Below are 22,907 nucleotides of genomic sequence, written 5' to 3'. Positions count from 1 at the left end.
ATCTGTGGATAATTAAATTGAACTACCTAGTGGGATCGGATTTGAGACCATGCTCGTCAACCAACAGTCTTTAAGTTCACCCTCTTCAGTATACTTTTCAACCTGCCAATTGAACTTATGATAGATTTTATTTTTATCTAAAATAACTACCTCAAATTGGGCCCATTTTTCGCTACTTCCAAGCTGGGTAATTGTGTGACTCAAATGATTAATCATCATCTCATAGGAGTTGCCCTTCAACATCCTTTTAAAATTACCTAGGGGACCAGTAACCTTTTTGTTATTTGGGTGGGCAAAATTCCATGTTTGCTCAATACCACTGTCTTTAAAATTAAGGTCATTTTTCTGAAGGCCTGTTAGCTGAATTTTAACCACTTCTTTAGGATTAATATCGCTACTTGGCTTTAATATTTCTGCTTTGGATATTGAAATTGTGATTAAAAGTAGAACTAAAACTTTAAATATTAATGGCAGTCTTTTTAACATCATCTAAAAATTCTTGTCTTTTTGCATCACTAACAAATGGTACTGCAAAATATCTTCTATAATCAATGTTATATATGCCACACATATGAAATACTCCTCTTTTTAGTCTTCTTATAGGAAGGTTTAAAAAAAAGGTCGTAATTGCTAATCTTGGAGATCCATAAGTGCAAAAAATAATTGCTTTTTTTTGTCTCAAATTTCCAATCGGATAGCCATAGTTGCCCCACAACTGTTTAAATCTAAACGCCCAAGGTGGTGCTAATACTTTATCTATCCAGCCTTCAACTATTGCTGGCATCCTAAAATTCCAAATTGGTGCAATTAAAACAATTGTATCGCACTTTTCAATTCTTTGACGATGGTTTAAAACATCTTCACCAGGTTCTTCACCTGCAAAAACTGGATCAAATTTTTCTTTATACAAATCAACAGCATCAACTTTGTTCCCTTTTTCTTCAGCTGTATTTATAAAAGTATCTCTTATTGCGGCATTAAAAGATTTATCATTATAGTGCCCATAAACTAAAAATATTTTTTTACTCATGAATTTTAATTATCGAAGTTAATTAACTTTACTAAATAAAAACCTACAAACATTGCTGTAACAAATGTTATTGAGCGAATATCTAAGAGTGCAATTGATGATATTGCTGGTCCGGGACATAATCCAATTAATCCCCAACCGGTTCCAAATATTGCTGATCCTAAAATAAGTTTATTATTAATACTTTTGTTATTTGAATAGTTAAAATTTTCAGCAAATATTGGTTTTTCTTTTTTTTGATTATATGAAATAGTGGTGAGGATACTATTAAAGCACCAATCATAACAAAAGCCAAAGAAGGATCCCAGTTTCCAAACAAATCCAAAAAACCTAAAACTTTTTCAGGATTAATCATTTCTGAAATAACTAGCCCAATACCAAAAACAATTCCTGAAATTAATGAAACTAATTTATTCATATAAAACTTTTTACTAGTACTGTTAAGATTCCAACAATCATAAAAGTTACAGTTGCAACAATTGATCTAAGTGAAAATCTTCCACAGCCACTAATGCCATGACCACTTGTACAGCCACCACTTATTCTAGTCCCAATTCCAACTAAAAGACCTGCAATTATCAACAAAATGAAAGAGTTTGAAATTGTGATTTTAATTTCGTTATTAGCAAACAAACTATAAAGAATTGGTCCAATTACTAAACCTAATAAAAATAATATGTTATCAAATCTATTATCTTTATTAGTTAGAGCATTGGCAGCTATTCCACTTATACCTACTAGTCGGCCATTAAATAAAAAAAATATCACAACAGCCAAGCCAATGAGTATGCCTCCAAGAGTTGCTGTAACGGGTGTAAAATTTACTATATTCATTTAATTGTTTAAAACTGGGAATGCCTGTCTAATTTTTAAAAAATGTTTCTGGTATTCCATTTTAGTACATTTATTTTCTATATATTCAATATCATTTTTCTCAACTAACTCTTTTGCATTCTCATCTTTTATACCTAGCTGTAACCACAAAACTTTTGCTCCAATCTTTACTGCATCTTCTGCAATGGGAAATACTTCTTTGGAAGGTCTAAAAACGTCAACTATATCAACCAGCTCTTTTATATCAGTTATTTTTTCAAACACTTCCTCACCTAAGATTTTTTCACCTTTGGCTCTTGGGTTAACTGGAATAACTTTATATCCATATTTTTGCATATATTTCATAACTATAGTTGATGGCTTGCCAGGATCTTTGCTCACACCTATCATTGCAATAGTTTTGTATTTTGAGAGAATATCCTTGATCTCAGACATAAATTATTTATTTTTTTTTATCTGATCTTCACAAAATTTTCGGGCTTCCTTTAAATCTGTAATCTTTGACTCTGATAATTTTTGACTTCCAGCAAGACATGCATCTACAGCTCTTTTGAGATTGTGATCTTTAAAACTTAAAGCAAAATACATTCCTGAAATAATAAAGATAATAATTAAAATATTTTTTTTATTTTTCATTACTTGTTTTTCCATTTAGGTTTTCTTTTTTCTAAAAATGCAGAGATACCCTCTTTGGCATCCATTGCCATCATGTTAATTGTCATCATTTTACTAGTGTATGCATAAGCCTTTTTTAATGGCATTTCTAATTGCTTGTAAAAAGCTTGCTTGCCAATTTTAATTGTTAAATTTGATTTTGAGGCAATAGTTTTTGCAACTTTTAATACCTCATTCTCTAATTTAGATTTTGAAAAATAATCATTTATTAATCCAATTTCTTTTGCATAATTTGCTTTAATAGGTTCACCTGTTAACAACATTTTCATCATTGGTTTTCTATGAATTTTTCTACTAACAGCAACCATAGGAGTGCTGCAAAATAATCCTATATTAACTCCAGGTGTTGCAAACAATGTGTCGTTAGTACTGTAAGCTAAATCACAACTTGCAACTAATTGGCAGCCAGCTGCGAATGCAGCTCCATGCACCTTAGCAATTACTGGTTTTCTACCTTCAACGATTTGCAGCATAACTTTTGAACAAAGATTAAATAATTTTTGATATTTTTCTTTTTTATTTAATCCCCTTACTTCTTTTAAGTTGTGTCCAGCACTAAATCCTTTACCAGCACCTTCTAAAATAATTACTTTTATCTTTTTGTCTGCATCAAGTTTTTTAAACGCATTAAGTAAATCAGCTAAATTTTTAAAAGATAATGAATTATATGTTTTTTGTTCATCAATGATAATTGATGCAATTTCATTAGTTATTTTTTTTATCTTAATATTGCTTGTCATGTTAATCGGCAAGACCGTCTGATCTAGCTTTATTTCTTTCTATATGAATTGGTAATACTTTTCCATAGATAGCTTCTGAATGTTCTGGGGTATTTACTCTCCAAGGGTCTAGTACATAAGCTGGGATACAGAGAAGTCTTGGTTTATTTCCTTTTACCTTAGTTACTCTATGCATTGTAAACCTACCTTTAAATATCTGTAAATCACCAGGTTCCAGTTTTAATTGTCTAACTTTTGTTCTATCTCCTTCAAGTACTTTTTTTACTTCTTCAAAATTTTCATTTCCAGGCTCTCTGATAAAAGGACAGTATTCAAAAATTCCACCCTCATCAGGTTTTTGTATCATTATACTCAGAGTAAATTCACAACTGTCAAAATGCCAAGGTAGAATTCCTTCCGGTCTCATCACATTGTATGCATGACAAGCTAATGGGTCCGCCCATCTATATATTGGTGAGATGCCTAAACAAGCAGATACAAATTTTAAAAGTTCTTCTTGTTCATATAAAAATTTCATTTCAGAGTCTTTATCAAAAAGATCTGAGTTTAAATATCCATTATCTCTTTCTAAGAAAGTTCTTTTGGGATGGTTTGGAGATAAAGAAGGGTCATCTTTAGAGTTAAGATATGGATTAATACTTTTTTTAGACATAAAAACTTTATCAATTTTTTTTTCTAATTCAAAATTCATAATTTCAATTGATTTTGGTAGAATGAAATTTGGAATAGTAGAGCAGCTAAACTGATCTAAATCATTTTTACATTTTTTAATTATTGCTTGTATCTTGCTGGAAGATAGATCGTGAATTGGATAATTTTCTAAATCTACAATAGTTTTTAATCTATCGTTCATTAAAATTTATTCCAATTTTCCTTCTTCTCTCATCTTGGCTCTAATTTTAGTAGCTGAGATTTCTTGAATTTCTTTCGAAAGTTCAATTTCTTCGATTTTGTATCCAACACCACGCCCATAACAAATATTAGTAATATTTGGCACCATCATTACTTTAAAATGACCTTCAAATTCTGGGTTTAATCTATCTTCTATATTTTTTTTTACTGTTTCAAAATCAAAAGGATTGTCGTCAACACCTTGTACATCTCTAATTTGAATACAAACTTGACCTGTTTTTTTTATAATTTCTTTAAATAAAGTATAATGACCATCGTGAAATGGTTGCCATCTTCCTAACATTTGTGCGGTTGGTTTTTTGTTATCCCATTCGTAAGCCATTATTTTATCTCCTTTATTATTTTTGGTGCCCAATTTTTAGCATCTTGTGTAGTTACATGGTAGTCAAACTTATCGGGCTTAACAAACATTTTATTCGTATCATCAAATCTTCCTTCTTTAATAGTATCAACCCAAATAATGAAATCAGCAGGAAATAAAGTTCTTGCTTCAGGGGTTGGACAAACAAAATCTGCAACAACAAAATTTCCTTCCTCTTTTAATTTTTTTGCAAAATCTGCCATTCTTCTAGCCTGTCTTTTTCTTCCTTCTTCAGAAAAATCCCAATCATTTGCTTCTTTTCTAACTTCATCAGCATTTAATCTTTTTGCATTTAACATCGGTGCTAATTCTTCTGCTAAAGTTGTTTTTCCAGAGCCTGGTAGACCCATTATTAAAATAATTTTCATCTTTATAATAAACTATTTGCTACCCATTTATGAAATTGATGAGTTGGTTGATCCATAACTGGTGAAAAGTTTCCACCGTTATAAACTGGTGAACCTCTTCCTTCCTGCATTCCTTCGATTGCACTTATATCTTCCAACATAACATCCTTCCAAAATCTTGCATTTTCTTTTCTTAATTCTTTAAGCTCTTGTCCATTAGCACTTTTATCACCAACATAATACATTTGCATATGTTCTTTAGTTTTATTCGTTGCAAGTGGTTCCAGCCAAAATACATAAAAATGATCTAAGTGCAATCCAATCATTACATTTGGGAATAGCGCAATATATTCAGAATTTTTGAGTGATTTTTTTTCCCAGTTTTTGAATATATCAAATTTGTTATTTCCTTTAACTGGTTGTTCATATTTCTCACTTCCTTGTCCTGCAAATCTATTTGGTAACCCTTGAATGTGATAATGATCATTAATGTTTGATACTTTGTTTAGTTCTGGGTGAATAGTTGGTAAATGATAACTTTCACAATAATTCTCAATTGCAAACTTCCAATTACATTTAACTTCTAAATCAAATGAACCATGATCTTTAGAATGAACTAATAATTTTTGATCTTCATGATTAATAAATTTAGACCATCTTTGTTCAAGTGGATTAATATATTCTTCAAATTCAATTTCATTTGAATTAATATTAACAAAAATAATATCCATCCATATTTTAGATCTAACTTCTTTTAGATTGCTTTGATTCTTTCTAAATTTATCTGAATTATGAATATTTAGACCTCCTATATGAGGGGTAGCCACCAGATTTCCAGTAAAGTCATATGACCAGGAATGATAAGGGCATCTAATTACATTTTTCAAAGTACATGGCTTATCTAAAAGTTTAAAACCTCTGTGACTGCAAACGTTGTGGAATACTCTTATCTTAAGTTCTCTATCTCTAACTAGCATCAAAGGAATCCCGAGTAGATTGTATGGCTTTGCGTCTCCAGCGTTAGGTATTGAGCTACCCACTCCAATTACTGTCCATTTATCACAAAAAATCTTATCCCTTTCATGTTCTAAATATTGCTCATTGGTGTAACATTCGTTTGGAAGTCCATTTGCAGTTTCAATAGATTTGTCCACATTCATCAATTTCTTGATATCCAAGATTTTTGAAAGAGAATTATCTTTAAGATTTTGGCCCATAAAAAAAATTACCATGACCATAATTTTTAGCAATAGATTTCCATTTTGGGCCATGCTGAATTTCTTTGACAGCTTTTTCAAATAAGATAATGATCGGGAAAAAATGAATTTTTCATTGGAAATTGGTCCACACACTGACCTAGAAACTTTACCTCCTGTAAAGGATGTTTATGTTACAATGTTACCAGGTGGTGATTATAAAGAAACTGCCAATAAATCAGGAGACCTTGTAAAAGAGGGTTTTAATCCAGTTCCACACTTTCCGGCTAGATCAATAAACAATGAAGATGAATTAAAAGATTATGTTTCAAGATGTAAAGATCAAGGAGTTAAACAAGCTCTAGTAATTGGAGGAAGTAGAGAACCAATTGGAAAGTTTGATAGCTCATATCAAATTTTAGAAACAGGTTTTTTTGAAGGAATTAAAATTGGTATTGCAGGTCATCCTGAAGGAAGTCCAGATATACCAGAACAAAATTTAGAAAAAGCAATGATGGATAAGAAGCCTTATGCTGATTACATAGTAACCCAATGGTTATTAGATAGTCAGCCTATTGTTGATTTCATTTCTAAACAAAGCGTACCAGTGCATGTTGGAATTACTGGGCCGATGAAAATATCTAGCTTAATAAAATTTGCTAATATTGTTGGGGCGAAAAATTCTATTAACTTTCTTAAATCTAATTTTACTAAGGCGTTAGATTTATTGAAACCTAAAGACCCTAATGATTTAATTGGGAAAGTTAAATCACATACTGATAACTTCCACATTTATACATTCGGCGGCTTGAAGGAAACAAACAAGTGGTTGAAGGAGAATAGTTATGTCTAATGAGTTTGACTATACTAAGTTAAAACATGCTACTACAGTTGATCAATCAGATCGTGCAGTACCATACAATTTAAGACAAAGTGGGCCAACTAAAGTTGAAATGCTTATCTCAACAAGAGTAAGAAAATCACCTTATTGGCATTTATCAATGCAGGCAGGTTGCTGGAGAGCAACAGTTTACAATCGTATTTATCACCCAAGAGGATATGTAAAACCAGAAGATGGTGGAGCAATGGTTGAGTATGATGCAATTGTAAATCACGTTACTATGTGGAACGTTGCTGTTGAAAGACAAATCAGAGTTAAGGGTCCGGATGCAGAAAAATTTACTGACTATGTAATAACTAGAGATGCAACAAAAATTTCTCCTATGAGAGCAAGATATGTAATCTTGTGTAATGCATATGGTGGAGTTTTAAATGATCCAATTCTTCTTAGAATTTCTGAAGATGAATTTTGGTTCTCTTTATCAGACTCTGATATTGGTATGTACCTTCAAGGGGTAAATGCTGATGGAAGATTTGATTGTACGATTGAAGAGATTGATGTCAGTCCAGTACAAATACAAGGACCAAAATCAAAAGCTTTAATGAAAGACCTTTGTGGGGATCAAGTTGATTTCGACAATATGCCTTTCTACGGTTTGGCAGAAGTTAAAGTGGGTGGAAGAAGTTGTGTCATTTCACAATCTGGTTTCTCTGGAGAAGCTGGGTATGAAATATACTTAAGAGACTCTACTTTATATGCTGAGGATATGTGGAATGCTGTTCTTGATGCAGGTAAAAAACATAGCCTAATGGTTATTGCTCCTGCTCACCATAGAAGAATTCAAGCAGGGATTCTTTCATGGGGTCAAGATATGGATGCTCAACACAATCCGTTTCAGTGTAACCTAGGTTACCAAGTTTCATTATCTGGAAAAGGTGAATGGAACAAAAAAGGTGACTACGTAGGTAAAGCTGCTTTAGAAAAAATGGGTGCAGAACTTAAAGATGGTAAAAAACCTTACAAGCTTCAATTAGTTGGACTTGAATTAGGTGGAAAACCAATTGAAGAGTACGCTCCTGATTTTTGGCTAGTGTCACCTGAGAATGGTGGAGATCCAGTTGGATTTATCACCTCTCCTTGGTATCACCCAGAGAAAAAACAAAACATTGCTATGGGATATGTGCCATTTGATGGAACATTAAACTCTAATGGCTTTCCAAAAGGTACTGTTGGAACTAAATTTAAAGTTCATCTACCTGAAAAATACTCTGACACACCAGGAACACCTGTTGATGCAGTAGTAGTGGATATTCCATTTAAAGAGTCTTTCAACGCAAATACAAGAGAAGTTGTAAAAGGCTAAATCTTTTTTAGGGGAGCTTAAATAAAGCTCCCCCATTTTCTCAATGACTAAAAGTTTTTTAATCGTAATTTGCATTATCATTGCGATTGCTTTAATAATATTCCCACTATTAATATCGTACAAAGCACAAAAAAATAAAAAGAATAAAAATTAATGTTTGGTGAATTTTTAAGTATAGTTTTTAAGTCAATTAAACTCGATAAGTCTCTTTACACAGATAATAAAAACTTTGGCGAAGCCTCAGTTTATTTTGCTGGACTTATAATGATCTTAGATGGAATTGCAGGCGCAGTTGCTGCTAATACAGTTATCAAAACTGCAGTAGCAATGTCTGGGTTAACATCAATTTTGACCTGGCTAGTATGGGCAATCTTTATCTATGTAATTGGAGTTAAACTTTTTCCAGACAAAAAAACAAAAGTTCCTTTTAAAAAAGTGTTAACTGCAGTCGGCTTTGCTCACGCTCCAGGATTACTTAGATTTTTTGCAGTTACTCCAAATATGATGATACCAATAATTTTTCTTACCCAATTTTGGATTTTTGCAGGATTAATTATCTCAACAAAACAAATATTAGGTTTAAAGTCTAATATTAAATCTTTTGGAATTGTATTTTTGTCATTCTTGATAATTGCGTTTTTATCTATTTCTTTTGTAATGAGTAGAATGAATATGCTGCCTGTTAATCAGATAAGCTAGATTGGAAAAATAGTTTTAGAAACTCTACACGACGAACACAATTTATAACTAGTTAAAATTAAATTTTGTGAAACACTCTCGTCCTCTTTTTTGCATTCATCACAAATATTATTTAATTCTCTCATTATTTCTTTATCGTTTTTCTCGTCTAAATTATCAGTCATTATCTGTAAGTCCCGCACCAGCTGCACCCTGTTTTAAACTATCACTTTCCTCTACAAAAGTATCTTCTGCTAATTTGTAAAGATTATTCCACTCTGACTCTGTGAAATTATCCTCATTATCGATAAATTTAATCTCAATTTCGTTTGCAAATTCAGGAATTTCTTGGTTCAAAAAACTTGAGCAAATATTTACATTTAAGTTGAGCAAAATTTCATTTTGATCCAATCTTACATGTATTTTTTTTCCACTAATTTCTGAAGATTTACTTAAAAAAGATAAAAAAATAACAGGATATGCAATTTTTTTAAATTTTATCGTTTTAAAATTTTCTACTGATTTAATCTGATCTAAAAAACTAATACCAAGTATAATTGGACAATAGGCATCAGATGAAGTCTCATTTATTTCACTGATTAAATTTAACTCTTCAAATTTTTTTATAGATTTGTCTTTATAATATTTATTTAAATTTTTAATACCTTGAAAACCAAACAACTCTAGTAAACGAATAGACTTTCCAACTTCTTCTGAATTGCCCCAAGAATAACCAACTGCTCTACTTGCTCTTTTAACTGCAGTTTCAATTTCACTTAAAGATTTCATTATTAATTATTCGTTTTATAAACCCATTGCTCATCGTAATTTTTCAATTCAGTTGGCAAGGGAGCTCCTTGAAACATACAAATTCTCAACCATTTGTCCGATCTTGGATCAAACTTTAACGCTCCAAAAAAAGATAATTTAAGTCTCAACATATCAATAGGAATAATATCTTTGCCAATTGTGTTATCTTGAATTTCAGAATATGGAAATTTTTCTACTATAAAAGCTCGTCTGATTACGTGTCTTAATTCTGAATTTGAAGATAAAAATTTTGCAATAGTTAAGTTTTCGTTTTTAGATAAAATTTTTTCATAAAGTTTTTTTATGTCTCTTGCAATTGCTAATGGCTGCTCAAGTTCAGAGCCATGTTCTTCAAATCTATCAGCCAATCTAGGTTCTTCTTTATTTTTAGAAATAAACCAAAAATTTTGCTGACTTTCTTTTTGATCAAAATTTATATCTAAAATATTAGGGTATTTATTTTCTATAATTTTTTTCAATTCATTTATTGTTCTATTGGTTGGGATATTAAAATATTTATCCTCATCAGAACTCATATTACCAACTAGAGGTTTTATAATATTGTTATATGGCTCCATCATAATAGAGACTACATATTCTATACATTCTTCACAAACATTTTGTTCTAACCACAAATATATTTTGTTAAAAGGATATTCAGCTTTAAAATCAAAGCTGATTTCAATATATTCTATGAAATTTCTAATATTTTTTAATAATGATTTGATTTTGTTTTGTTGGTATTCACTATCTGTATTCCAACTAGTGATGTTTGTTAGTGATTTTTTTACACAATCTATAAAAAGCTCTGCATCTTTCTCTTGAACATCTTTTATTTCTCTGATTTTTTTTAAAGCTGTTTCTCTACTTAAAATCCAATTATTTAACAATGTTGGGTGATTTACAATAAATGGAGCCATTCCAAGACCTGTGGAGTTACCAATCCCTAAATTTTTACAAATTTTTTTATCCAACTTTACTGCTTTTTTTGGATTTTTATGATGAGCGACATGATTGACTTGATCAAACGTAAATTGTCTAACCAAATACACCAACATCATTTCTAGTCTAAAAGGACCATTAATTTCCTCTCTATTTTTAATTCTAAATCTGTCCGCTAGGCCAAATTTGCCTGATCCATAAACAGCTGTTGTTCTATACAAATAACCAACTTTTGATAGCAACTCTAAATCTGGTTGTTTACCCTCGCTTAAACTATCAACTACATGGTTAAAAACTCTTACAGATTTATTTGCTCTTGATAAAGTGAGCTCTTTAAATGAAAGTCTACCCACTTCTTGTTTGGGAACTTCATTTTTTAATCTTTCTATGTCATCTTTGCTAGGCACACCATCATGTAACGTGAATGCTGCATCCCATTTGGTAGCTATTACCCTATCTGATCTTTCTTCATCTTTAATTTGATTTGCAAAACATACTAACGAATAAACTCTATTCCCTTTTTTAAAAGAATATACAGCCTCGCCATATCCATCTTTATCAAGATTAAATAAATCTCTTGAATAATCCCAATCTTTAAATTCATTTAAAAAACTTCTCAAAAAAGATAATTTAGATTGATGAAATGATCCAAGTCTGGACAATTTCATTATTGTGTTTGGATCTCTTAATTCAATATTCATTATTAAATAGATTTATAAAAATTATACCAATTGTTTCCAAGTATTCCATGTGTCTCACTATCTGAAAAACCTATCTTTTTAAGACCGTTTTCTACATTTTTAAATCCCCTTGCATCCTCAAACCACTCTGGTTGTTTTGGAAATCCTGGTTTATTTTTAGATCCTTCTCCATAATTTTTACTTTTAGACCATGTGCCATTTCTCATCCATTCAACAATAGTATCTGGTTGATCCAAACAAAGATCTGAACCAATGCCAATATTTTTTAAATCCATAATTTCAGCTGTTTTTGCAACCATTTCACAAAAACTTTCAACTGTGCAATTAGTATTATCTCTTAAGTGGTGAGGATATAAAGACAAACCTAACATTCCTCCACTCTCACTTAAAGCTTTTAAGAGATCATTGGATTTATTTCTTTTTGCTGCATGCCAAAACGTAGGGTTTGCATGAGTGATTGCTATTGGTTTTTCACTTAACTCAATTGCATCAAATGTGCTTTTTTCTGCAGAATGAGACATGTCTATAACTATACCAACTCTATTCATCTCCCTAATAACTTCACGTCCAAAATTCGTAACTCCACTGTCAATTTTTTCATAACAGCCTGTCGCTAACAATGACTGATTATTATAAGTTAGTTGCATAAATCTGCATCCTAGATTGTGAACTTTTTCTACTAAATTAATATCATCTTCAATTGGTGAGCAATTTTGAAACCCAAAAAAAATTGCTGTTTTTTTTTCAGTATAAGCTTTTTCAATATCCTTAAAGCCTTTTCCAGGAAATATTAAATCTAAATTTTCAGAGAATAGAGTATCCCATTTTTTAATTTCAGCTAATAACTCATCATAATCTTCATGATAAACTATTGTAACGTGGACTGCATCTAATCCAGCTGATCTATTATATTCAAAAATTTTCCTAGACCAGTTACAATATTGTAAATTGTCAATTTTAAAATTCATAATTGAACTAACCTTAATCAAAATGCTTTTTAAATACTATTAATTTTATTGAAATTTTGAAGTAATTTTGAAATAAGACTTTTATATTTTTCATGAAAAAAAATAAATCTTTAAAAGTTTCAATAGTGATGGGTAGTCAATCTGACTATAAAACCATGCAACTTGCTGAAAAAACTCTTAAAAAAATTGGAGTTTCTTTTGAGACAAAAATTATATCAGCACACAGAACTCCAAAGAGAATGTATGAGTTTGCATCTTCTGCTCACAAAAATAACATTGGTGTAATTATTGCTGGAGCAGGTGGGTCAGCACACTTACCTGGGATGATTGCCGCTTTAACATCTTTGCCTGTATTAGGTGTTCCGATAGAAAGTAAAAAACTTAAAGGTCTAGACAGTCTCTTATCTATTGCTCAAATGCCAAAAGGTATTCCTGTTGGAGCACTAGCTATAGGTGAAGATGGAGCAATAAATGCAGCCTTATTAGCTGCGTCTATAATTGCAAATACCAACCCTGTTGTTAAAAAAAATTTAAATAATTTTAGATTGTCACAAACAAAAGCTGTTAAAAAAAAACCTGAATAAAAATGTCTAATATAACTCTTGGTATTATTGGAGGTGGTCAGCTTGGTAGTATGCTTGCTATTTCAGCAAAGAAACTAAATATTAAAACTGTTATTTATTGTGATGACCCTGATGCACCTGCACAAAATTTTTGTGATGAATTTATATCAGGTAATTACAACGATAAAGAAAAGGTTATTAAGTTTGTAAATTTAGTAAATTATGTAACTTATGAATTTGAAAATATCCCATTTGAAACATTAAACGAAATTAACAAATTAAAACCTGTCTTACCGAAACCTTCAGTCAACAAACTCATCCAACATAGATTGGCAGAAAAAGATTTTGTAAATAATTTGAATATTAGAACAACTAGATATGCTTCTGTAGAAAATAAGTCTGAAATAGAAGCTCTTGAAGATCTTTTGCCTGGCATTTTAAAAACAACTACTCTTGGATATGATGGTAAAGGCCAACATCCAGTAAATACAGTTGAAGATTTCAATTCATTAAATATTGATTATTCAAAAGGTTATATTCTAGAAAAATTAGTTAAATTAAAAAAAGAGATTTCAATTATCATTACAAGATTTAATGATCAAAAATATGAAATTTATGAACCAATAGAAAATAAGCACGAAGATCAAATATTAAAATTTTCAAAAATTCCTGCAGATATAGATAAAAAAATTTATAATCAATCTAAAGATTGGGCAATGTCAATTGCTGAAGAGCTTAAATATGTTGGAACATTATGTGTAGAATTCTTTATTGATAGAAATGATAATTTATACGTTAATGAAATTGCTCCAAGAGTTCATAATTCTGGTCATCTTACAATTAACGCATATAATGTAAGTCAATTCGAAAACCATGTAAGAGCAGTTTGTGGTTTAGAACAAATACCTTTAAAAAAAATATCTAATGCAACAATGGTTAATTTAATTGGTGATCAAATAATAAATTATAGAAAATTCCCTAAATTCAAAGATAATGAATTCTTTTTTGACTATTTAAAAAAAGAAATAAAAGAAAAAAGAAAGATGGGTCATATTACAACTTTAATATAAATGTTAAAATCAATAGAAGGTAATTTTGATAATCCGGAAGTTCACGAACTACTCACAAAACATTTCGTTGAATTAAGAGCTGCATCTCCTGAAGGAAGTGCTCATGTACTGGATATTCCTGGATTAAAAGACAAATCAATTAAATTTTGGAGTTTGTGGCAAGATGAACTGTTAATGGGATGTGGAGCTTTAAAATTTTTGGAAAAAAATCATGGAGAATTTAAATCAATTAGAATTCACGATAATTTTAGAAGAATGGGTAATGGAATTAATGTAATTAACCATTTAATTAATGAGGCAAAAAAGCTAAATATCAAAAAACTAAGTATAGAAACTGGTGCAGGTGACTTTTTTAAGCCTGCAAGAAAACTATTTAAACAGTGTGGTTTTGAAATATGCGATCCTTTTGCTCATTATAAAGAGGACATAAATTCTGTTTATCTAACAAAGTCTTTATAAAGTAACTATTCTTTAATCAATTTTGTTGACAAAACCCTAATAAATCTAAACAAAGCAAAAATTACTTAATTATAAGTAATAAATTAATACAACGAAAAGTAAGAAGATAAATATGAGTCTACAAGGAAAAGTAAAATGGTTCAATCCAACCAAAGGTTTTGGTTTTATTGAAAGAGAAGACAAAGAAAAAGATGTGTTTGTACATGTTTCAGCAGTAAGAGATGCTGGTATGAACGGTTTAGATGAGGGTCAAGCTTTGACTTTCGATGTTGAAGATGGTCCTAAAGGTCCTTCAGCAGTTAACTTAAAAACTGCATAATATTCACACTTCCTATTGGCTGAAATAATAATTTTTAAAACAAGAATTTTAAATAATTTGTTTTAGCCAATACCAAAAAATCAAATCAAGCTTTAAACACAATTTCCAAATATATAAATTAATAGTACAGTAAGTATTATTAATATGAGTGAAAGATACATTAAAAATATAAACGATTTAAGTTTTAAGCCATTTGATAATTATGGCAAACCAGTCGAAGGAATGAGCTGGCATAAATTAAGTTACGATAGAAGTAACGGTGGATTTGGTACTTACATACTTAAAATGGATTCGGGTGCTAAAAGTTTACCTCATATTCATCAAGGTTATGAAGAATTTTATGTGATTGAAGGTGAGCTTCAGGATGCAGATGGAAAAGTATTTAAGAAAGGTGACTTTGTAACTTTTGAGCCTGGCACAGAACACAACTCTCATACTAAAAATGGTTGCCTACTTATTGTTTTTATGAGAGGTATAAATAAACCAATCTAATATTAATTATTCAAAAAAATATGATCGGAATCTTAGGCGGAATGGGAACACAAGCAGGTTTGGATTTTTGCAACAAACTTGCAATATTGAACAGAGGAAAAATTGATCAAGAATACCCTCTATTCATTCTTTACAACAAATCCAATATACCAGGCAGACCTGAGTCTATTGGAGTACAAACTAAAAATTTATCAAATAGGTCATCTAACAACACAAGTAAAAAAAAATATCAAAACGTTTTAAAAAGTTTACTTCAAGGATGCAGATTACTTGAAAAAAATAATTGTAAATTTATTGTTATTCCATGCAACACGGCACATTATTGGTTTGATGATTTACAAAAGAAAATCAATATTCCAATTATAAATATGCCAAAAGAAGTTTTTAAATTCACAAAAAAAAATTGTAAGAAAAATTCAAAAGTTGGCTTATTGGCCACTGAAGGAACGTTAAAAACTGGTGTTTATGATAAAATTTTCAATAAAGATTATGATTTAATTCAACCGTCTCAAAACCTACAAAAAAAATCAGTGAACAAGGCAATAAAATTGGTCAAGATGGGTAATGTGAAGGCTGCAGCAAAAGCAATACAACCTTCGATTAATGAGTTGATTAAAATGAAATGTAAAAAAATTATATTGGGATGTACTGAGCTTCCAATCGCAATTTTTGCATTTAAATCATTTAACAATGTCAGATCCTCTAAAATTTTTTTAGATCCTAATTTAATCCTTGCAAATTCTGCAATGGCTAAACATAAAAGATAATTTATGTCGGTTGATAGTGACAAACCTTACGTCTTAAGAGTTGCGGAATTAATTTATTCCAAGGTAACAAAAATTAAAAAAGAAAACTCTGAAATGTCTAATATCCAAGCATTTGAAGTTTTTATGACAACGAAAGATTATGATTTAATTAGCTCAGGAGAATTTCATGATAAATGGTTTTTAGAATTAAAGAATAATGATTTTGTTGACAAAATTACAGGTAAGAAAATTAACAATGAAACAATGAGACTTTTAGAAATACAAAAAGACTCTATGATTAAATTTTTGATTAAAATACCAAAACTTTACTACACAAAAAGCCATTTCCCTTTGGAAATATCTCAAAGAGCATTTGATCATCTTTGGAGAGTTTGTGAAAGCTTCGAAATGTGGTGTAAAGAGACGAAACAAAAAAATTTGATAACTCTAAATATTTTAGATTAGTTGGGTTTAAATTTTTTTCTTGCAAGTTCAATTTTTTTTTCAACAAGGTTGGTAAATTTTTCTTTAAATTTTTTGTTTTTTTTCTGACTATCTAAAGCACTCTGAAAATGTTCAAGGGTATTTTTACCTGTTTCATTTTCAATGACTGTATTTGCGCCATATTGAAACCCTGCTTGTAAAACATTTCCCGTAGTCGCAACAGTTATTCCAGGTCCTAACAGAGCGGTAGTTTGTAGACAGCCATTTAAAAAGATAAGAGAAAAAAATATAAAAAATATTTTTAAAAATTTCATAAAATTAAATAATTAATACATATCCGTTAATACAACTCAAGCTAGAAATAGTTCAATTTAGGTATTTTTATGAGATAAAATCTAATTTTAAACTATAAACCAAAAATGATAAAAATTTTTCCATTAATATTTATTTTATTATGGTCTTCAGCTTTCATTACTACAAAACCAATAATTGATAATAGCGATCCATTTTCAGCACTTGCTTTTAGATTTTCAATTGTTGCAATTGGTTTTTTCCTATTCTCTATTTATACAAAACAAAAAATTTTAATAAACAAACAAAGCTTTTTTGAATCATTTTTTAGTGGTGTTCTTTTTCATGGATTTTATTTAGGTGGAGTTTTTTACTCAATTTCAAAAGGAATGCCTACAGGAATTGCCGCATTAATAGTTACACTTCAGCCAATTCTTACAAATGCTTTAAGTGGACCTATTTTAAATGAAAAAGTGTCAATTAAACAATGGATTGGGGTTTTGCTTGGGTTTGTTGGGGCAACCTTAGTTTTAGGTTTGGATATTGGTTCAGAAATTCCAATAGCTGGTTTGGTTGCAACCATAATAGCTTTAATTGCAATAACATCTTCGACTATTTGGCAAAAGAAACTTAGTAATAATTTACCTCTATCAGTAAGTAACATGTATCAAGCTATAGGTGGTTTTACTTTTCATCTATTAGTTATAATATTTTTTGCAAAGCCATATATTGATTTTTCACAAACATTTTTAATTGCCATGAGTCACCAAATATTTTTAGTGTCATTTGGTGCTTTTACAATATTGATGTATTTAATTAAAAATAACTCAGCAAGCAAAACTGTTTCTATATTTTTTTTAATACCAGCAACATCCGCTCTCATGGCTTGGTTGTTTTTAAATGAAAGTTTAACTAATCTAGATTTACTAGGATTTTTAATAACCACAATAGGTGTTTACATTGCTACAAGAGATTAAAAATATTTAGATAGAATGTTTTAAACCTTACAAAGATTTAAAACCAAATTCTAAAGAAGCATCTGTAATAGAGTGATACAAAGATTCACCAAAACTTCTAAGAGCAAACAATCTTACTTTATCTGGGTTGTCGTCTAGCATATCAACCGTGAAAGCTATTCCATTATAAGTAGAATTTATTGAATTATTTTTTTCTAAAGTATTAAAATTAAAAGGACAGCCTTTCTTTAAAACTTCTTTAGCATCCTGACCTTCTATTTCAATTATGGCTTTTGAATGAGATAAATCAGTTACCGCAAAATCTGTTTCTTTAAAATTTTGTGAAATATTTTTAAGTAAATCTTTTTTTGTTGAAACCAAAAGCCAATTTTTTGGTCCATTCCATAAAATTCTTGTATCATTATTATTTGATACATTTAATGGCTCATCTTTTAATTTTAAACCATCAATTTCAACACTTTCAATTGAAACTGTAGAATTTTTGTATTGAACTATTTGAACTATTAATAAATTCTTTATCTCAGAAATCTTTAAAAGATCATTTTCATTTTTACCTTCATGGTCACCGAATTGACCTTTTGAATGAACATTTGCTAAAGCTGATATTAAACTCACGATCTAACCCTTTCACCTTTTGGATCTACATAGTGTGAAGATACTATTTCAACTGGAATTACTTTATTTTTAACTGGAGACATTACAAATAATTTTTCACCAATCATGTTTTTTCCATCTTTTAGTATTGCTAAAGAAAATGGATTATCATGTTCAACACTCCAACAAGAGGCTGAAATATAACCTAATTTTGGATTTGGTAATGGTGCATTTGAATCTTTAACTAAATGCGATCCTTCGGGAATACTTGTTTTTTTATCTAATGGAACAACACCAACAACTTTTTGTCTATCTTCAGCTACAAATGCTTCTCTAGTTAAAGATCTTTTACCTATAAAATCTTTCTTTTTACTTAATAATCCTTCTAGAGAATTATCATAAGGTATTGTTCTTCCATCAAGCTCAGATCCTGCAACGTGTCCCATTTCAATTCTAAGAGTTGATAATGCCTCTGTTCCATATGGTTGAATTTTAAATTGTTGACCAACTTCCATAATTTTTTTCCACATAAAGTTTCCATAATCAGACTCGACATTTACTTCATATGCAAGCTCACCTGAAAATGAAATTCTAAAAATTCTAGCCTTAACTCCAAACAAATCTCCCTCCATATAACCCATAAAAGGCAAACCTTCATTTGACACATCAGAATTTGGAAATAGTTTTTGTAATAAATCTCTAGATTTAGGTCCAGCAACTGCAGCTCCTGCCCATTGCTCTGTAGTTGAAACTACATTAACATTTAATTCTGGCCACACTAGTTGCAAATAATATTCTAAATGTGAAAGAACGTTTGCAGCTTGTGCGGTAGTAGTTGTCATATGATAATGATTTTCTGAAATTCTTGTAGTTGTTCCATCGTCCATAACAATCCCATCTTCTCTTAACATCACACCATATCTTGCTTTACCAACTGGTAACTTTAACCATGCATTTGTATAAACTCTATTTAAAAGTTCTGCTGCATCTGGTCCTTTAATATCTATTTTACCTAATGTAGTTACATCACAAACTCCTACATTTGCTCTTACATTTTTTGCTTCCCTTTTTGATCCCTCAAATAAATTTTCATTTCCCTGCTTATAGTATCTAGGTCTCAACCACACACCTGCATCAACAAAAACTGCATTGTTTTTTTCATGCCAAGAGTGCATTGGTGATTTTCGTGTTGGTTTTGAGTGTTTACCAACCTCTCTTCCAACAATTGCACCTATTGAAACTGGCGTATATGGAGGTCTAAAAGTAGTGTGACCAACATTTGGTACTACTTTATTTTCAATATTTGATACTAATTGTAAGCCATTTAAATTACTTGTTTTGCCTTGGTCAGTTGCCATACCAAGCGTTGTATATCTTTTTACATGTTCAATTGATCGATAACCCTCTTTAAGTGCTATCTCTACATCAGAGACCGCAACATCATTTTGAAAATCTAAAAATCTTTTATAATTTTTTCCCTCAGGTAATGGCACACACCAAAACTTGTCGTGAGTTGTTGATTTTTTTTCGACTACATTTGGAAATGAAATTTCATTATTATTGTTAGTAATTTTTTTTGATAACTCATGACCAGTTTCAAAAGAACTTTTCAAAGTTTCCTCTAAAGTATAAGTTCCATTTGCAGCACCTAAAGTTGTTTCGTTTTGTTTTGATGTTCCTGGAACAAATGCATCAATATCTTCATTAAATTTTGTTTTATTTCCTGATTGTGAAGCTAAGTGAATTGTTGGTGTCCAAAAGCCTGAAACACATATACAATCACATTTAATATTTTCTACTGTACCAAGTTGCTCTTTATCATCTGAAATTTTTGCAATATCAGCTGATTTTACTTTTTTATAACCTTGAGCGGCGACTACCACATAAGAAAATTTAATGTTAATTCCTAAATTTTTTGCTTCATCAACTATTTCAGATTGAGGATCTTTTCTTGTGTCTAAAATAACTGGATCAACTCCATTTTTTTTGAACTCAATAGCAGTTTCATATCCACTATCGTTATTCGTAAATATTAAAGGATTTCTTCCAACTAATACTCCATAAACTTTAAGGTATTCTTTTGCTGCTGATGAAAGCATTACTCCTGGTGTATCATTGTTTCCAAAAACAATTGGTCTTTCAATTGATCCTGAAGAAATTAAAACCTCTTTTGCTCTAATGTACCAAAGTCTTTGTTTTGGATGGTATTTTTTTGTCTGTGGAAGGTGATCACTAATTCTTTCAGACATTACCAGCATGTTATGATCATAATATCCAAAAACCTGTGATCTATTTTTAACAACAACGTTAGGCATTTCTTTAAGTTCTGAAATTATTCCATCAGCCCACTCTTTGCCTGATTGATTTCCTATATTAGCATCACTAGTTAATAAAGTTCCTCCATGTCTAGCTTTATCTTCAGCTAAAATAACTCTTGCTCCATTTTTTGCAGCAGCATATGCACTCGCTAAACCTGATGGTCCTGAACCGGCAATTAATAAATCACAATATTCATATTTATGTTCGTATCTTTCTTTGTCATGTTTGATGGATGCCACACCAAGTCCTGCTGCTTTCCTGATAAAAGGTTCGTAAACTTTATACCAAAAGCTTTTTGGCCACATAAAAGTTTTGTAATAAAATCCAGCTGGAAGAAACATTTTAAAAAAATTATTTATTGCTCCAATATCAAAATTTACACTTGGCCAGCAATTTACACTTGTTGCCTCCAACCCTTCAAAAAGCTCTTGTTCTGTGGCTTTTACATTTGGTTCAGTTTCGCCATTTCTATACAGTTGAACAATTGCATAAGGTTCATCAACTCCTGCACCAAAAAAACCTCTTGGTCTATGGTATTTAAAGCTTCTACCGATTAAATGAACACCATTAGCTATTAAAGCTGAGGCTAAAGTGTCTCCCTCATAACCATAATAAGTTTTACCATTAAACTTAAAAGATAATTTCTTATCTCTATTTATTAAACCAACATCTGATAATCGATAACTTTGATCCATTATGAATTATCCTCATTAGCTTTTAGTGTTCTAAATATTTCATGAGTTGCGGTGTCTCTTTCAACTTTTATCCATTGTCTGCACCCTGATAAATGTTGCCATAACTCTAAATGTTTTCCCCTTAAACTTTTTCTATTATAGACAAAGTTATCCCAATCTTGATCTGTTACCTCTTTATTAAGTTCTGGTCTTTTAACAGTTGCATCACCACCATAAGAAAATTCATTTTGTGATCTCATTCCACAGTGTGGACATTTAATATGAAGCATTTATGAAATCCAAGTTTTTGTTCCAAGCCCTTTTTCATCAAGTAAGTGACCTGTGTTAAATCTATTTAAACTATAACCAGCATTTAATTTATGAACCCTGTCTTGAGCAATTGTATGAGCGAATGTCCAACCCGATGCAGGAGTTGCTTTAAATCCACCGTAGCACCAACCACAATTTAAATATAAACCTTCAATATGTGTTTTATCAATTATTGGAGAACCATCCATAGACATATCCATTATTCCACCCCAAGTTCTCAACATTTTTAATTTACTTAAGAACGGCATCATTGCTATTCCTTCTGTTAACACATGTTGTAAAGTTGGTAGGTTACCTCTTTGTGCATAACTATTATATCCATCAAGATCCCCGCCCATTACCATTTCACCTTTGTCAGATTGACTAATATAAAAGTGTCCAGCTCCAAAAGTAACTACTCTATCTAAAATTGGTTTTACAGGCTCTGAAACACAAGCTTGAAGTAAATGAGTTTCTACAGGTAATGTCATATTTAATTTCTCTGCTAAAATATTTGTACTTCCTGCAACACACAAACCAATTTTTTTAACTTTAATGTCACCTCTTGAAGTTCTAACACCATTAATTTTTCCAGCACTTACATCAAAACCAGTAACCTCACAGTTTTGAATAATATCTACTCCCATTGAGTCAGCTTGTCTGGCATATCCCCAAGCAACCGCATCATGTCTTGCTGTACCTGCACTTGGTTGCATCAATCCACCAAAAATTGGAAACCTCACATTTTCAGAAAAATCTGCCATTGGTATAATTTCTTTTACCTGTTCTCTGTTTAGTAAAACTGCATCAATTCCATTCAACCTCATTGAATTTCCACGTCTTGCGTAAACATTCATTTGCGCATCAGAGTGCGCAAGATTGATAATTCCTCTTGGAGAAAACATTACATTGTAATTCAAATCCTGGCTCATTTTTCTCCATAAATCCATTCCAAATTCACTAAAAAGTGCATTGTCATCATGCATGTAGTTAGATCTTATAATGGTGGTATTTCTTCCAACATTACCTCCACCAATCCATCCTTTTTCAATGATAGCAACATTTGTAATATTATGTTCTTTTGCAAGATAGTATGCTGTGGCTAAACCATGGCCACCTCCTCCAATAATCACAACATCGTATTCTTTTTTAGGAGTTGGATCTTTCCATGCTAAATCCCAATTTTGGTGACCAGAAAAAGCGTTTTTGATTAGATTAAATATAGAATATTTTTGCATGAGATATTTTTATC

30 protein-coding genes and 1 pseudogene are annotated in these 22,907 nt (G+C 30.7%); 11 read left to right on the top strand and 20 right to left on the bottom strand.

The window, feature by feature from the left end; all coding sequences use genetic code 11:
• Window positions 1-12: 12 nt before the first annotated feature.
• The 11 genes and pseudogenes from ACIJYF_RS02085 to ACIJYF_RS02035 form a co-directional block, all read right to left on the bottom strand.
• Window positions 13-489, bottom strand: a complete 477-nt coding sequence (locus ACIJYF_RS02085; protein WP_435117342.1) for a hypothetical protein — start codon at window positions 487-489, stop codon at window positions 13-15.
• Entirely contained in the window at window positions 458-1,030 is a 573-nt protein-coding gene (locus ACIJYF_RS02080; RefSeq protein WP_435117340.1) for an NAD(P)H-dependent oxidoreductase, read from the bottom strand. Before ACIJYF_RS02080 ends, ACIJYF_RS02085 begins: the two co-directional genes overlap by 32 nt.
• A gap of 80 nt (window positions 1,031-1,110) precedes the next feature.
• Window positions 1,111-1,448 (bottom strand): annotated as a pseudogene (locus tag ACIJYF_RS02075) (DUF6691 family protein); the annotation flags it as partial.
• A complete protein-coding gene (locus ACIJYF_RS02070; protein WP_435088777.1) occupies window positions 1,445-1,864 on the bottom strand; it encodes a YeeE/YedE family protein in 420 nt (139 codons plus the stop codon). The pseudogene ACIJYF_RS02075 and the gene ACIJYF_RS02070, both read right to left, overlap by 4 nt.
• Complete coding sequence (locus ACIJYF_RS02065; RefSeq protein WP_435117338.1) at window positions 1,865-2,299, bottom strand: CoA-binding protein; 435 nt, start codon at window positions 2,297-2,299, stop codon at window positions 1,865-1,867.
• A 3-nt stretch (window positions 2,300-2,302) separates the two neighbouring features.
• The gene (locus ACIJYF_RS02060; protein WP_435117336.1) at window positions 2,303-2,515 is read right to left on the bottom strand and encodes a hypothetical protein; all 213 of its coding nucleotides are present in this window, start codon (window positions 2,513-2,515) and stop codon (window positions 2,303-2,305) included.
• Window positions 2,500-3,279, bottom strand: a complete 780-nt coding sequence (locus ACIJYF_RS02055; protein WP_435117333.1) for an enoyl-CoA hydratase — start codon at window positions 3,277-3,279, stop codon at window positions 2,500-2,502. Before ACIJYF_RS02055 ends, ACIJYF_RS02060 begins: the two co-directional genes overlap by 16 nt.
• A 1-nt stretch (window position 3,280) precedes the next feature.
• Window positions 3,281-4,132, bottom strand: coding sequence for a HalD/BesD family halogenase (locus tag ACIJYF_RS02050; RefSeq protein WP_435117331.1), 852 nt, complete (start codon window positions 4,130-4,132; stop codon window positions 3,281-3,283).
• Window positions 4,133-4,138: 6 nt separating this feature from the next.
• Complete coding sequence (locus ACIJYF_RS02045; RefSeq protein ID WP_435117329.1) at window positions 4,139-4,513, bottom strand: cytidyltransferase; 375 nt, start codon at window positions 4,511-4,513, stop codon at window positions 4,139-4,141.
• Entirely contained in the window at window positions 4,513-4,920 is a 408-nt protein-coding gene (locus ACIJYF_RS02040) for an AAA family ATPase (RefSeq protein WP_435117327.1), read from the bottom strand. The genes ACIJYF_RS02045 and ACIJYF_RS02040 overlap by 1 nt, the downstream gene beginning before the upstream one ends.
• 2 nt (window positions 4,921-4,922) lie before the next feature.
• Window positions 4,923-6,116 carry an aromatic ring-hydroxylating oxygenase subunit alpha gene (locus ACIJYF_RS02035; protein ID WP_435117962.1) on the bottom strand — a complete coding sequence of 398 codons (1,194 nt, stop codon included), beginning with the start codon at window positions 6,114-6,116 and terminating at the stop codon, window positions 4,923-4,925.
• A gap of 103 nt (window positions 6,117-6,219) precedes the next feature.
• Here ACIJYF_RS02035 and ACIJYF_RS02030 point away from each other — a divergent pair, with 103 nt between their 5' ends.
• From ACIJYF_RS02030 to ACIJYF_RS02020, 3 genes are all read left to right on the top strand, one after another.
• Window positions 6,220-6,948: a methylenetetrahydrofolate reductase gene (locus ACIJYF_RS02030; protein ID WP_435117325.1), complete on the top strand. Its 729-nt coding sequence runs from the start codon at window positions 6,220-6,222 to the stop codon at window positions 6,946-6,948.
• Window positions 6,941-8,299, top strand: a complete 1,359-nt coding sequence (locus ACIJYF_RS02025; protein WP_435097890.1) for an aminomethyl transferase family protein — start codon at window positions 6,941-6,943, stop codon at window positions 8,297-8,299. Before ACIJYF_RS02030 ends, ACIJYF_RS02025 begins: the two co-directional genes overlap by 8 nt.
• Before the next feature lie 153 nt (window positions 8,300-8,452).
• Entirely contained in the window at window positions 8,453-8,998 is a 546-nt protein-coding gene (locus ACIJYF_RS02020) for a hypothetical protein (protein ID WP_435117323.1), read from the top strand.
• Here the strand turns inward: ACIJYF_RS02020 and ACIJYF_RS02015 are convergent.
• Genes ACIJYF_RS02015 through ACIJYF_RS02000 form a run of 4 tightly spaced genes read right to left on the bottom strand, consistent with a single transcriptional unit; the run spans window position 8,995 to window position 12,398 of the window.
• Window positions 8,995-9,162: a hypothetical protein gene (locus tag ACIJYF_RS02015; RefSeq protein ID WP_435117321.1), complete on the bottom strand. Its 168-nt coding sequence runs from the start codon at window positions 9,160-9,162 to the stop codon at window positions 8,995-8,997. The genes ACIJYF_RS02020 and ACIJYF_RS02015 overlap by 4 nt on opposite strands.
• Window positions 9,155-9,766, bottom strand: coding sequence for a DUF3726 domain-containing protein (locus tag ACIJYF_RS02010; RefSeq protein WP_435117319.1), 612 nt, complete (start codon window positions 9,764-9,766; stop codon window positions 9,155-9,157). Before ACIJYF_RS02010 ends, ACIJYF_RS02015 begins: the two co-directional genes overlap by 8 nt.
• A gap of 2 nt (window positions 9,767-9,768) precedes the next feature.
• Window positions 9,769-11,430 (bottom strand): hypothetical protein, encoded by a 1,662-nt coding sequence (locus tag ACIJYF_RS02005; protein WP_435117317.1) that lies wholly within the window; start codon window positions 11,428-11,430, stop codon window positions 9,769-9,771.
• A gap of 2 nt (window positions 11,431-11,432) precedes the next feature.
• Window positions 11,433-12,398 (bottom strand): membrane dipeptidase, encoded by a 966-nt coding sequence (locus ACIJYF_RS02000; RefSeq protein ID WP_435117315.1) that lies wholly within the window; start codon window positions 12,396-12,398, stop codon window positions 11,433-11,435.
• Between the two features lie 92 nt (window positions 12,399-12,490).
• Here ACIJYF_RS02000 and purE point away from each other — a divergent pair, with 92 nt between their 5' ends.
• From purE to ACIJYF_RS01965, 7 genes are all read left to right on the top strand, one after another.
• Window positions 12,491-12,982, top strand: coding sequence for a 5-(carboxyamino)imidazole ribonucleotide mutase (gene purE, locus ACIJYF_RS01995; protein WP_435117313.1), 492 nt, complete (start codon window positions 12,491-12,493; stop codon window positions 12,980-12,982).
• 2 nt (window positions 12,983-12,984) lie between these two features.
• Window positions 12,985-14,031: a 5-(carboxyamino)imidazole ribonucleotide synthase gene (locus tag ACIJYF_RS01990; RefSeq protein ID WP_435117312.1), complete on the top strand. Its 1,047-nt coding sequence runs from the start codon at window positions 12,985-12,987 to the stop codon at window positions 14,029-14,031.
• Complete coding sequence (locus ACIJYF_RS01985) at window positions 14,032-14,490, top strand: GNAT family N-acetyltransferase (protein ID WP_435117311.1); 459 nt, start codon at window positions 14,032-14,034, stop codon at window positions 14,488-14,490. It begins immediately after the preceding gene.
• A gap of 112 nt (window positions 14,491-14,602) precedes the next feature.
• On the top strand, window positions 14,603-14,809 hold the full coding sequence (locus tag ACIJYF_RS01980; RefSeq protein ID WP_008545539.1) for a cold-shock protein: 207 nt from the start codon (window positions 14,603-14,605) through the stop codon (window positions 14,807-14,809).
• Window positions 14,810-14,953: 144 nt separating this feature from the next.
• A complete protein-coding gene (locus tag ACIJYF_RS01975; protein WP_435117309.1) occupies window positions 14,954-15,301 on the top strand; it encodes a cupin domain-containing protein in 348 nt (115 codons plus the stop codon).
• Between the two features lie 20 nt (window positions 15,302-15,321).
• A complete protein-coding gene (locus ACIJYF_RS01970; RefSeq protein WP_435117307.1) occupies window positions 15,322-16,068 on the top strand; it encodes an aspartate/glutamate racemase family protein in 747 nt (248 codons plus the stop codon).
• A gap of 3 nt (window positions 16,069-16,071) precedes the next feature.
• Entirely contained in the window at window positions 16,072-16,512 is a 441-nt protein-coding gene (locus ACIJYF_RS01965; protein ID WP_435117305.1) for a hypothetical protein, read from the top strand.
• Here ACIJYF_RS01965 and ACIJYF_RS01960 read toward each other — a convergent pair.
• Window positions 16,509-16,805 (bottom strand): hypothetical protein, encoded by a 297-nt coding sequence (locus ACIJYF_RS01960; RefSeq protein ID WP_435117303.1) that lies wholly within the window; start codon window positions 16,803-16,805, stop codon window positions 16,509-16,511. The two genes, ACIJYF_RS01965 and ACIJYF_RS01960, sit on opposite strands and share 4 nt — an antisense overlap.
• A gap of 105 nt (window positions 16,806-16,910) precedes the next feature.
• On the opposite strand from ACIJYF_RS01960, the gene ACIJYF_RS01955 reads away from it, so the two are divergent.
• Window positions 16,911-17,759 (top strand): DMT family transporter, encoded by an 849-nt coding sequence (locus tag ACIJYF_RS01955; protein WP_435117301.1) that lies wholly within the window; start codon window positions 16,911-16,913, stop codon window positions 17,757-17,759.
• Window positions 17,760-17,786: 27 nt separating this feature from the next.
• On the opposite strand, the gene ACIJYF_RS01950 is transcribed toward ACIJYF_RS01955, so the two are convergent.
• The 4 genes from ACIJYF_RS01950 to ACIJYF_RS01935 are packed head-to-tail and all read right to left on the bottom strand — an operon-like array spanning window position 17,787 to window position 22,893.
• Window positions 17,787-18,374, bottom strand: a complete 588-nt coding sequence (locus ACIJYF_RS01950; protein ID WP_435117299.1) for a sarcosine oxidase — start codon at window positions 18,372-18,374, stop codon at window positions 17,787-17,789.
• Window positions 18,371-21,367: a sarcosine oxidase subunit alpha family protein gene (locus tag ACIJYF_RS01945; protein ID WP_435117297.1), complete on the bottom strand. Its 2,997-nt coding sequence runs from the start codon at window positions 21,365-21,367 to the stop codon at window positions 18,371-18,373. Before ACIJYF_RS01945 ends, ACIJYF_RS01950 begins: the two co-directional genes overlap by 4 nt.
• Window positions 21,367-21,636 carry a sarcosine oxidase subunit delta gene (locus ACIJYF_RS01940; protein ID WP_435090786.1) on the bottom strand — a complete coding sequence of 90 codons (270 nt, stop codon included), beginning with the start codon at window positions 21,634-21,636 and terminating at the stop codon, window positions 21,367-21,369. Before ACIJYF_RS01940 ends, ACIJYF_RS01945 begins: the two co-directional genes overlap by 1 nt.
• Window positions 21,637-22,893: a sarcosine oxidase subunit beta family protein gene (locus ACIJYF_RS01935; RefSeq protein ID WP_435117295.1), complete on the bottom strand. Its 1,257-nt coding sequence runs from the start codon at window positions 22,891-22,893 to the stop codon at window positions 21,637-21,639.
• Between the last annotated feature and the right edge of the window lie 14 nt (window positions 22,894-22,907).

Source organism: Candidatus Pelagibacter bacterium nBUS_49 (assembly GCF_051200925.1).
In the GTDB taxonomy this organism is placed as follows: Bacteria; Pseudomonadota; Alphaproteobacteria; order Pelagibacterales; family Pelagibacteraceae; genus Pelagibacter.
Note: the sequence above shows the minus strand (reverse complement) of the source record. Positions and strands in the feature narration are given on the sequence as shown.